Raw genomic sequence first — 11,477 nt, forward strand, 5'->3', positions numbered from 1 at the left:
ACAAAGGCCAGGGGAAGTGGGGTTATGTCTTAAGCTGCAGCTGGTCTGCTTGAACGCACTGGGCGAGTCGGGCGCTTTGGTGGCTCTGGATTATGCGTTGGCAGCTGTGCCATTTTTTGCTTTAAACGGCGATAAGGAATGAGTTTGTTTTCCAAACACTCGCGAATATCGTCAACGGTATAACCAGATTTCACTTTAATTCTTGCATGAGGAAGGCCGGCAGCATCAAGTGCTCCGGTTACAAACCAGTCTTTTTGTGATTTATAACCATCTTTGCCTTGGCTATGAACTAAGTCGATAGCAAGAACAGGACTCATGTCGTGTTTATCTACTAATACAAAGTCGAGCTGTCTGCTAGAAGCTCTGCTGATGGCTTGGCTTGCCGTCTTTTTATTTGCAGACTGGCGAACCGCCACTAAATCGTTAAGACGCACACGGCACACTATGCGAAACTCTCTTCCCATAGCCTGTTCGATAAGGTTTAAAAAAGAGTGCTCAACGGGGGTGAACAATTGCGTCTTTCGCCTAAATGGAAATGCGACACCGCCGTCTGACAACTTTATGGCACCCAGTGCAACGACAATAAGTAACATCATTAGAATAATTGCCAATTCCATCGTAACCCTCGCAAATTTCAATAGTTAAAGCCCACGGAATGCATAATAAAGAAGCCCGCTAAAGTGTTTATATCGAAAAAAGCTTGGGCTCCGTTTGCAGTTTGAGCGTCATAAAAATGACACTCACTGTTACCGTGGAGTAGTTATTGATGATTTTGCAAAGCAGATGCCAACATGAGTAGATTTCGTAGTTGTCTTGCTAAAAGGGCTTATTTCGTTGTGGATGTAACAAGAATATCCACTTGAGAGCCAGTATTATCTGGGCTGATTATTACTCTGACCCCTTTATCTTCTGAGGATAACAACGTGCGGCCGCTAACTGGCGTGTGAGTTTTTAAAGCGGGGTGCGCCGTTTGGTAAACATTCAGTAATTCACTCGGGGAGCGAGGAGAGTGGTAAACCATTACTGCTGTCTTGCTTTCGTCAAATGCTTGGCATTGTCTTGCATCATCAGAAATCTTAACTTGCTGAAAATCAGAAGGGCAAGACATGATGCTTGGCTTACTAGGTGAAGAGTTGACGCTCTGTTTCTTGGTTTGGTTGTTAACTTGCGCATTTAGTGAAGCGTCTACAGCAATGGTATCAGCTAAGCTGGCATTGCTCGCTGCTATCGCCAGTGTTAGACACAATGTAAGTTTCTTAATGTTTAAATGCTGCATAGATAGATTCTTCACCCGATGTGCGATGTCTTTAACTGCTTAAACGATAGTAGAGTCGTAACGCTCCCGCTTCAACTAAACCTTGGTCTATTAACGTATACTTTTAGCGTTTTCCGTATCATCGAAGTGTGCATAAAAAAGCTCGATAGCAGAACTATCGAGCTTTTCGTGAATGGACAATAGGCCTCAATTAGCGAAGGTTAAACGCCAATATAATCCATAATTCCTTCTGCGGCTTTACGGCCTTCGTCGATAGCAGTAACAACCAAGTCACTACCACGTACCATATCGCCACCGGCAAAGACTTGCGGGTGAGAGGTCTGGTAAGCAAATTTGCCAGCAGATGGCGCGCGTACGCGACCTTTTTCATCAAGCATAATGCCGAAGTCAGCAAACCATGGCGCAGGGCTGGGCTGGAAGCCGAAGGCGATAATTACCGCGTCAGCTTCTAGTACGTGCTCTGAACCCTCTACTTCAACAGGGCGGCGGCGTCCATTGGCGTCAGGCGGCCCCATTTCAGTTTTAACCAGCTTAACGCCACACGCTTTACCATTTTCGTCTACTGCGATGTCTAGCGGCTGAAGATTAAATTTAAACTCAACCCCTTCTTCTTTTGCGTTAACAACTTCGCGGCGAGAGCCCGGCATGCTTTCTTCGTCACGGCGGTATGCACAGGTAACTTGGGCAGCGCCTTGGCGGATTGACGTGCGAACACAGTCCATCGTGGTATCACCACCACCTAGTACTACTACGCGCTTGCCTTTCATATCAATGTAATCAGCAGGATCTTTTTCAAGGCCCATTACGCGATTGGTGTTGGCGATAAGGAAAGGTAGCGCTTCGTGAACGCCTTCAACTTCTTCGTTATCGAAGCCACCTTGCATAGACTTGTACGTACCCATGCCTAAGAAAACAGCATCGTATTTATCAAGCAAATCCTGGAACTGTATGTCTTTACCAATTTCAGTGTTAAGTACGAACTCAACACCCATCTCGGTAAAAATTTGGCGGCGTAGCTTGATTACGTCTTTCTCTAATTTAAAAGACGGGATACCAAATGTAAGTAGGCCACCAATTTCTTCGTATTTGTCGTAAACAACAGGTTTAACGCCGTTACGAACCAGAATATCAGCACATGCAAGACCAGCAGGGCCTGCACCTACAATCGCCACTTTCTTATCGGTCCATACCACGTCAGACATATCTGGGCGCCAGCCCATTTTGAATGCCGTATCGGTAATGTATTTTTCAATACTACCAATGGTCACTGCACCAAAGTCATCATTCAACGTGCATGCACCTTCGCACAGTCTGTCCTGTGGACATACGCGGCCGCATACTTCAGGCAAGCTGTTGGTTTTATGAGAAAGTTCCGCAGCTTCTAAAATGCGGCCTTCGTTCGCCAAGCTTAACCACTGAGGAATGTAGTTGTGCACTGGGCACTTCCATTCACAGTATGGGTTACCGCAGTCCAAGCAGCGATCTGCTTGGCCTTCGGTTTGAGATTGGCTCAGCGGTTGATAAATTTCCGCGAACTCTTGTTTACGTACCATGATCGGCTTTTTCGGCGGATCGATACGTTCAACATCGACAAATTGATATACGTTCTTTGCCATAAACTAAATCCTCCTACTGAGCCTGAATACGTAATTCAGCACTTGAACGACTGATGTGACCAAGCAAGTTTTTCACATCACTGGTTTTTGGCTTAATAAGCTTGAAGCGTTTCAGCGTTGCGGCGAAATCAGTAAGCAACGACAACGAGTGCTCGCTTCCTGTTTCTTCGTAATGCTGATTAATTAAGCCACGTAAGTGCTCAGCAAGAATCGCTTTATCTTCAATTGGCATTACATCGACCAGTTCGGCATTTACACGGTTATCAAGGTCGTCGCCATCATCCATAAGATAAGCAAAACCACCAGTCATACCTGCACCGAAGTTAACACCAACCGGACCAAGTACAGCCACGATACCGCCTGTCATATATTCACAGCCGTTATCGCCAATGCCTTCAACTACCGCAATAGCACCAGAGTTACGTACGCCAAAGCGCTCGCCAGCACGGCCAGCAGCAAAAAGCTTACCGCCTGTTGCACCGTAAAGGCAGGTGTTACCCATAATGGCGCTGTCGTGGGCGTCGTAAGAGATATTGCGAGGTGGGTGAATAACAAGCTTACCGCCGGTCATCCCTTTACCTACATAATCATTGGCATCACCTTCAAGGTGCATATGCAGGCCGCCAGCGTTCCACACACCGAAGCTCTGACCCGCTGTACCGGTAAGTTCAACTTTGATAGGTGTATCTTCAAAGTCGTGGTTACCGTGGTGTTTAGCGATTTCACCTGATAGCAATGCGCCGACAGAGCGATCCGTATTGCGGATTGGGTATTTAAGGGTAATAGATTTACCTTCAACAACCGCTTGCTGGCCGTCTTTAAGCATCTGCGCGTTCAATTCACCTTTATCGATAGGTGCGTTGGTCGTTTGTGAGCAGAATAAGCGCGTATGGTCGCCTGCTTTAGGCTGCGCTAGCAACGGAGACAAATCTAAACGGTTTTGCTTAGCGGTAATGCCATCTAAAACTTTAAGTAGCTCTGTGCGACCAACAAGGTCGTCGAACTTAGCAATACCCATAGACGCCATGATTTCACGCACTTCTTGCGCAATAAACTTGAAGTAGTTCATTACCATATCAGGTAAGCCAATGAAGTGGTCGTCACGCAGTTTTTGATCCTGCGTCGCAACACCGGTCGCACAGTTGTTCAAGTGGCAAATACGCAAATATTTACAGCCTAACGCAACCATTGGACCTGTACCGAAACCAAAGCTCTCAGCACCTAAAATACCGGCTTTTACTACGTCTAAGCCTGTTTTCAAACCACCGTCGGTTTGAACGCGTACTTTGTGACGTAAGCCGTTTTCAATAAGTGCTTGCTGAGTTTCAGATAAGCCAAGCTCGAACGGACTACCCGCATATTTAACTGATGTTAGCGGGCTTGCACCTGTACCGCCGTCGTAACCTGAAACGGTGATAAGGTCGGCATAGGCTTTCGCTACACCCGTTGCAATGGTGCCAACACCCGGCTCAGATACTAGCTTAACGGATATAAGTGCCGTTGGATTAACCTGTTTCAAATCGAAAATTAGCTGTGCCAAATCTTCAATTGAGTAAATATCGTGGTGTGGAGGTGGTGAAATAAGGGTTACACCCGGCACAGAGAAACGTAGCTGTGCGATGTATTTATTTACCTTATCGCCGGGAAGCTGACCGCCTTCACCCGGTTTTGCACCCTGCGCCACTTTAATTTGAATAACGTTTGCGTTAACCAAATAGTGAGGCGTTACACCAAAGCGACCTGAAGCCACCTGCTTAATTTTAGAATTCTTTTCAGTTCCAAAGCGAGAAGGGTGTTCGCCACCTTCCCCAGAGTTAGACTGACCGCCTAGGCGGTTCATGGCAATTGCTAGTGCTTCGTGCGCTTCAGGGCTTAGTGCACCAATTGACATTGCCGCAGTATCAAAGCGTGGGAATAAGTTTTCCGGTGCTTCTACTTCACTAATATCAATAGGGTCGCAATCAGGGTTTATAGCTAGCAAGTCGCGAATGTGCGCAGGCGCACGCTCGTTAACAAGCTTTGCATATTGCTGGTAGTCGTCGTAGTTACCAGACACCACAGCCTTTTGAAGCGTACTGACTACGTCTGGGTTATAGGCGTGATATTCGCCACCGTGCACGTATTTAAGCAAGCCGCCGTGATCGACAGATTTACGCTTAAGCCAAGCAATACGGTTTAGGTTGATAAGATCTTGCTGGAAATCATCGAAGCCCGCACCTTGAATGCGTGAGGTCACACCTTTAAAGCATAACTTCATCACTTCGTTGTTAATACCCACTGCTTCAAACAGTTTAGAGCTACGGTAGCTAGCAACAGTGCTAATACCCATTTTCGACATGATCTTGTACAAGCCTTTGTTGATACCCTTACGGTAGTTCAACGTGGCCTGCATAGGAGAAATATCTAGCTCGCCTTTTTCACAAAGCTGCTCAATAGTTTCATATGCTAGGAATGGGTAAACCGCAGTGGCACCTAAGCCAATCAACACCGCGAAATGGTGTGGATCGCGGGCACTTGCTGTCTCAACAACAACGTTAGCATCGCAGCGTAATGACTTTTCAACTAAGCGACGTTGTACCGCACCAACTGCCATTGCTGCAGGGATAACCAAGCGATTTTGTTTAATGTTTCTGTCAGACAGAATAACGAACGCAGCACGCTTGTTTTTAACCAGCATCTCGACTTCGTTACACACGCGCTCGATGGCTTTCTTCAAACCTTCTTGCGGCGCATACTGAAGCTCCACGACTTCTGAGTAGTAGTTGTCTGGGTTAAATTCGCGCAGTTGCTTAAGGTCGGTATACATTAGCACTGGCGAGTCAAACAATACGCGGTCAGCGTAACCTGAGGTTTCGCTAAATACGTTTTGCTCGCGGCCAATACAGGTTGCCAACGACATAACGTGGTTTTCACGTAGCGGATCGATTGGCGGGTTAGTTACCTGTGCAAATTGCTGACGGAAATAGTCGTAAACCGTACGTTGACGCGAGGACATAACCGCCATTGGCGTGTCATCACCCATTGAACCAACGGCTTCTTGACCGTCTTTCGCGAGTACTTTTACAACTTGTTGAATTTCTTCATAGCTGTAGGCGTGTAGCTTGTGGTACACCGCCATGGCATCGTCGTCAAACACGCGTTTACCAATTAATGACGCATCAAGCTTTTCAATTGGTGTAAGTCGACGAATATGCTTATCTAGCCACTCTTTATAAGGGTGACGTGCTTTTAAGTCTTCATCAATTTCAGTAGAGCGCCAGATTTTGCCTGTGTATGTGTCTACAGCAAGCATTTCACCTGGGCCTACACGGCCTTTTTCAATTACGTCAGCTTGCTCGTAATCCCAGATACCTACTTCTGAGGCTAGGGTAATGAAACCGTTCTTAGTAATAACGTAACGAGCAGGACGTAGACCATTTCTATCAAGGTTACAGGCAACGTGGCGACCGTTAGTTAAAACGATACCCGCTGGGCCATCCCATGGTTCCATGTGCATAGAGTTGAACTCGTAAAATGCACGAAGATCATCGTCCATGGTCTTGTTGTTTTGATAGGCGGGTGGAACAAGTAACCGCATAGCACGGAATAAATCCATACCGCCGGCTAAGAATAGCTCCAGCATGTTATCCAGCGAGGATGAGTCCGATCCTTCAGTATTAACGAAAGGGGCTGCATCTTTAAGATCTGGAATAAGTGGCGTTGCGAATTTAGCAGCACGTGCCATGGCCCAGTCGCGGTTTCCTTTAATGGTGTTAATTTCACCGTTGTGCGCAAGGAAGCGGAAAGGCTGAGCAAGCGGCCAGCGTGGTAGTGTATTTGTTGAAAAGCGTTGGTGGAAAACGCAAATTGCGCTTTGCATACGCTCATCGGCAAGATCGTGATAAAAGGCGGGTAAATCTTTTGGCATTACCAAGCCTTTGTAGATCGTTACCAAGCCCGACAAACAAGCTACGTAAAAATCGGGATCTTTCTCAAGACGTTTTTCAGCGCGGCGGCGGATCATATACAAACGACGCTCAAGGTCGCGTTTTCTCCAACCTGCTGGCGCGTTCACAAATACCTGTTCAATTTGTGGAACACCCGTTAGCGCTAATTCACCCAGTACTGAGTGGTCGACAGGCACTTCGCGCCAACCCACTACTGAAAGTGTTTCTTTTTCTAGTTCTTCATTAAGTACTTCACGCGCGGCTTGCGCAAGTACCGGGTCCTGACTTAAGAAAATCATGCCCACGCCGTATTTTTTGCTGAGTTTCCAGCCATTTTCTTCGGCGATTGCATGGAAGAACGCATCCGGTTTCTGTAGTAATAAACCACAGCCGTCACCGGTTTTCCCGTCGGCGGCGATACCGCCACGATGCTGCATACGGTCAAGACCGTGTATTGCAGTAGTTACCAATTCATGACTGGCTTCCCCATGAGTGTGAGCGATTAAGCCAAACCCACAGTTGTCCCGGGAATCATTGGGATTATATAAACTCATCTCTTAACTCCTTCAACCTTTTGACTGGGCAAGGTATGCGTTGCGTGTAGATGCGCCTAGGTTTGCGTATCACAACATTATTAGACGTCTTTTATGCCTGCGAGCGGTATTGCTCGCGGCGTGCGCCTTTCTTGTCGTTATTTTATTATTAGAGGATTCCAGTCGTTTCCGCATTTTTATGCATTATTGCGATGCGGGCCGTACAAAATACCCACATTAAAAACTAAAATCAAACGCTAAAAGTATAAGCTTTATAGTGAATTAGTATAAATATAATTAAATGTATATTAATCAGTTGTTTACGTGGCGTCATTTATGTTTGTAACAAAAATGTTATCAGTATTGCAAAGTGAATAACTCACCCCTTATAAATGATATTACTTCTCATTTGCGTTTTATTAATGAATAAATATGCTTTGAAATTGATGTTTTATGTTGTCAATAGCGGTTTGCGGTGTATTTTTATTAATTTGTAAAGCTATGGTTCCACTAATATAAGTAGTTTGCTATATTGGTTGAAAATTAACCACAGGTAAGGCTCGTGGTGCGCTGAAGGATGTTGATAGAGAGCCCTGTGTGTGAATTGAGTGTACGCTTATGTGGAAGGCGAAGAATAAAAATTCACTGTGGTGGCGTGCTGTTAAGACAATAAGGATTATTGTATGAATACACTACATGCTTCACCACGGCCTTTATTTAGTATAGATGATCATATTCTAACTGGCGACAATATCACCTTCAGGCTTTCTCCCAACACATCTGGGCGATTTCAATCAGGATCTCCCGATACTATTGTTATTCATTTTACCGCCGGTAGTAGCCTTTCATCTTCGGTGAATGTCTTGACCAATGCCGATAGCGGTGTGTCAGCTCACTTTGCCGTTGGACGCAATGGTGACATTGTTCAAATGCTTCCGACTAATAAAATAGCGTGGCACGCAGGAGAAAGTTATTACGAGGGGCGTAGTGGCTTGAATCAGTACTCTATCGGCATTGAATTAGACAATGCCGGCCAGCTTAAGGCTAGAGGAGACGGCACCTTTGAAAGTTGGTTTGGCGAAATTTTTGGCGAGAATGAAGTATTAGCTGCCCAGCACATTAACCAACAGTCTATGGGCTATTGGCACAAGTACACCGACGTACAAATTGTTAGGACGCTATCGCTGTGTAAAGCGTTGTGTAGCCACTACAACATCTCTACTATCGTCGGGCATGAAGAAATAGCGCCGTCACGAAAGGTCGATCCTGGCCCCGCTTTTCCCCTTCAAAGACTCAAAGCCGCTGTTTTGCAAAGTGATAGTGAAACGTGGGCAACTGAGTCAAGTGATTCGAATTCACAGCGAGAGGCGCATGACCAAATTCAGCGGGATCTCGCTAGCCCTGTAAAGCGGGTGGCCAATGTAAGTGCCAATTCGCTGAATGTGAGAAAAGGGCCAGATGTTTCGTACCCAACTGTCGAGAACGGTTTGAATAAGGGCGAAGTGCTAAAAATACTGGAAAAGCGAGGGGAGTGGGCGAAAGTGTCTTACACGAAGGTGGGATGGGTGAATACCAAATACATTAATGAAATTACTGAAAAGTCGCCTTTCAAATCCTAATTCTGAGCAGGGCCACAGAGTTATGCTTTGACAAACCGCATTCCCGAAAAGAGGAAAGCCTGATAGGATAACCGCAAAATAAGCTTAAATTAGACGTACATGCATTCAGATTCACCAAACGATTCTTGGGCAATTCGCTTTGCCCAATTTGTTCAGCGTTTTGGCACTCTAAAGCTCAGCATATTGTTTGTTGTTCTTTCGCTTGTGTTTACGCTAGGGGGCTCATACGTAATTCGCGTGAGCATGGGAAGCCAGGTTCAGCCCGATGACTTCATCAGTGCTGTAGTACTGACCATGTTATCTGCGCCTTGGGTACTTTATTTCTTTAGTGAGTTAATCAAGCAATTAGAAAACTCACGTACCAACTTAAAGGAAGTGGTAAGCCAGTTAGAAAGTTTGCGTGAAGAAGATGTCTTTCTTAACCGCGAACTTCAAAGCAACATCAGACAGCTTAATCACGAGATAGAGCAGCGCAAGCAAGCACAAGAAGAGCGTGAGGCGCTGTTTAAAGACTTAGAAAAAGAAATTCAGGATAAATCAGAACAAGAAGCACAAGCACGCCGCTTATCAACCTTGTTACGTTCAATCATCGATGCCTCGCCAGACTTAATATATTACCGAAATGAAGAAGGCAGGTTTGCTGGTTGTAACCGTATAGCGGAGCTTATGACGGGCAAAACCGAGCAAGAGCTGCTTGGCTTAACGCCAAAAGACGTATATGAGGAAGAGCTTGCCCGCCAAATTGTAGCGAGTGATCACGAAGTTCTAGAAACCAACGCCAGTATCACAGAAGAGCTGTGGCTTCGCTTTGCTGATGGACGTCGTCGTTACTTCGAAATGAAGCGTGTACCTTTCTTCGACAAAGATGGTAATCGCCTTGGCTTGTTGTCGTTCGGTCGAGACATGACTGAACGTAAGCAGGCTGAAAATGCTGCTGCAAAAGCAAGTACCGACAAAACTCGCTTTATCGCAACCATAAGTCATGAGCTACGCACACCGCTAAACGGTATTGTGGGCTTAAGCCGTATGCTGCGTGATACCGAGTTGAGTGAAGAACAATTTAACTGGGTAAGTACGATATACGCCAGCGCTATAACATTAGGTAATATTTTTAACGATATTATCGACCTTGATAAGTTAGACAGAGATAAGCTTGAGCTGAGTCTAAAAACCATATCGTTGAAAGACTTTACCGAAGAACTTAGCAGCATTATTCGTCTACTTGCAGCCGACAAACAGCTAGAGCTTAAAACGACAATTAACGAGCCGCTTCCCCGCCTTGTTGAAATAGATGGTACGCGCCTTCGTCAGATATTGTGGAACATCTTGTTTAACGCAGTGAAGTTCACACAAAAAGGGCACGTGAGCCTCACGGTTTCATCGACCAAACCCGATGGTGATAAGGCGTACGTAACGTTTGTGATCGAAGACACGGGCGTAGGTATTCCTGAAAGCGAAATTGATAAGATTTTTGCCATGTACTATCAGGTTGATCACCCTGACCACCAATCGGCCACAGGTACCGGTATTGGATTGGCAATTTGTAAGCAAATGGTCGACTTGATGAAAGGTGAAATTCACGTTTCAAGTAAAGTGGGTAAAGGCACCCGTTTTGAAATTGTGTTGCCTGTTCAAATTTCTAATAGCCCGATGAAAGTCGCGCAGCTTCAAGTGACAGGGCTCAATATCTTGTTAGTAGAAGATATTGAATTGAACGTAATGGTCGCTAAAGCCTTGCTCGAGAAGCTTGGCCAGAAAGTCGATGTAGCAATGACCGGTCAAGAAGCCATAGACAAAGTCAGGGAAAACCAATACGACCTTATCTTGCTTGATATTCAATTGCCTGACATGACAGGATTCGATGTGGCAAGTACGATTATTGAAGAAGATCTGGTTATGCAAACGCCTATCGTGGCGCTAACAGCAAACGTCATTAAAAAGCGTGATGAATACTTAGAAAACGGTATGGATGACGTTATTGCGAAGCCGATTAAAAAATCTCGCGTTATCGAGGTGTTTAACGAGCTGTTCCATGCACCACCTGCACCGCTTGAAATTGATGGCGAAGTAGAGCGCCCTGAACCTAACAAAACATTAAGTAACATTTTAGATATGGACTTGTTACAGATGTTAGTTGATACCATAGGGGATGAAATGGTGCGCGCTAGCGTGAAAGTATTCCAAGAAAAAATGCCTGAATACATGGAAATACTGCAGCTAAGCTTAAGTGCGGACGAAAAGTCAGAAGTGTGCTCACAGGCTCACAAAATTAAAGGCGCCGCTGGCTCTGTTGGTTTGGCTCGTGTACAGCGTATTGCTAATCAAATTCAACAGGGCGACCACCCTACATGGTGGGAGAACGTGCATGATTGGGTGGAAGAGTTACAAATGGCGGTTCAGCACGACATGAAGGCACTACACGATTGGCTGAATGAACAGCAGGTTGATGACTAGTTAGCATAACGCGCTCTTTAATAGGAAACGTAAAAAAGAGGGCTTGCCCTCTT

The 11,477-nt window shown here is 45.6% G+C and carries 6 protein-coding genes; 2 read left to right on the forward strand and 4 right to left on the reverse strand.

Annotation, left to right across the window (positions count from 1 at the left end; genetic code table 11):
- Nucleotides 1-29: 29 nt before the first annotated feature.
- The 4 genes from AWH61_RS08805 to gltB all read right to left on the reverse strand — a co-directional run bounded on the left by AWH61_RS08805 (nt 30) and on the right by gltB (nt 7,372).
- Nucleotides 30-617: a DUF2726 domain-containing protein gene (locus tag AWH61_RS08805; protein ID WP_075176847.1), complete on the reverse strand. Its 588-nt coding sequence runs from the start codon at nt 615-617 to the stop codon at nt 30-32.
- Between the two features lie 209 nt (nt 618-826).
- Nucleotides 827-1,276: a hypothetical protein gene (locus tag AWH61_RS08810; protein ID WP_039235270.1), complete on the reverse strand. Its 450-nt coding sequence runs from the start codon at nt 1,274-1,276 to the stop codon at nt 827-829.
- A gap of 200 nt (nt 1,277-1,476) precedes the next feature.
- On the reverse strand, nt 1,477-2,892 hold the full coding sequence (locus AWH61_RS08815; RefSeq protein WP_014950544.1) for a glutamate synthase small subunit GltD family protein: 1,416 nt from the start codon (nt 2,890-2,892) through the stop codon (nt 1,477-1,479).
- 13 nt (nt 2,893-2,905) lie between these two features.
- Nucleotides 2,906-7,372 carry a glutamate synthase large subunit gene (gene gltB / locus AWH61_RS08820; RefSeq protein WP_075176848.1) on the reverse strand — a complete coding sequence of 1,489 codons (4,467 nt, stop codon included), beginning with the start codon at nt 7,370-7,372 and terminating at the stop codon, nt 2,906-2,908.
- 662 nt (nt 7,373-8,034) lie between these two features.
- Between gltB and AWH61_RS08825 the strand changes: the two genes are divergently transcribed.
- Nucleotides 8,035-8,970 (forward strand): N-acetylmuramoyl-L-alanine amidase, encoded by a 936-nt coding sequence (locus tag AWH61_RS08825; protein WP_075176849.1) that lies wholly within the window; start codon nt 8,035-8,037, stop codon nt 8,968-8,970.
- A 99-nt stretch (nt 8,971-9,069) separates the two neighbouring features.
- Nucleotides 9,070-11,424 (forward strand): aerobic respiration two-component sensor histidine kinase ArcB, encoded by a 2,355-nt coding sequence (arcB, locus tag AWH61_RS08830; RefSeq protein WP_014950541.1) that lies wholly within the window; start codon nt 9,070-9,072, stop codon nt 11,422-11,424.
- Nucleotides 11,425-11,477: the final 53 nt, after the last annotated feature.

The organism is Alteromonas sp. W12, assembly GCF_001924945.1.
Classification (GTDB): domain Bacteria; phylum Pseudomonadota; class Gammaproteobacteria; order Enterobacterales; family Alteromonadaceae; genus Alteromonas; species Alteromonas macleodii.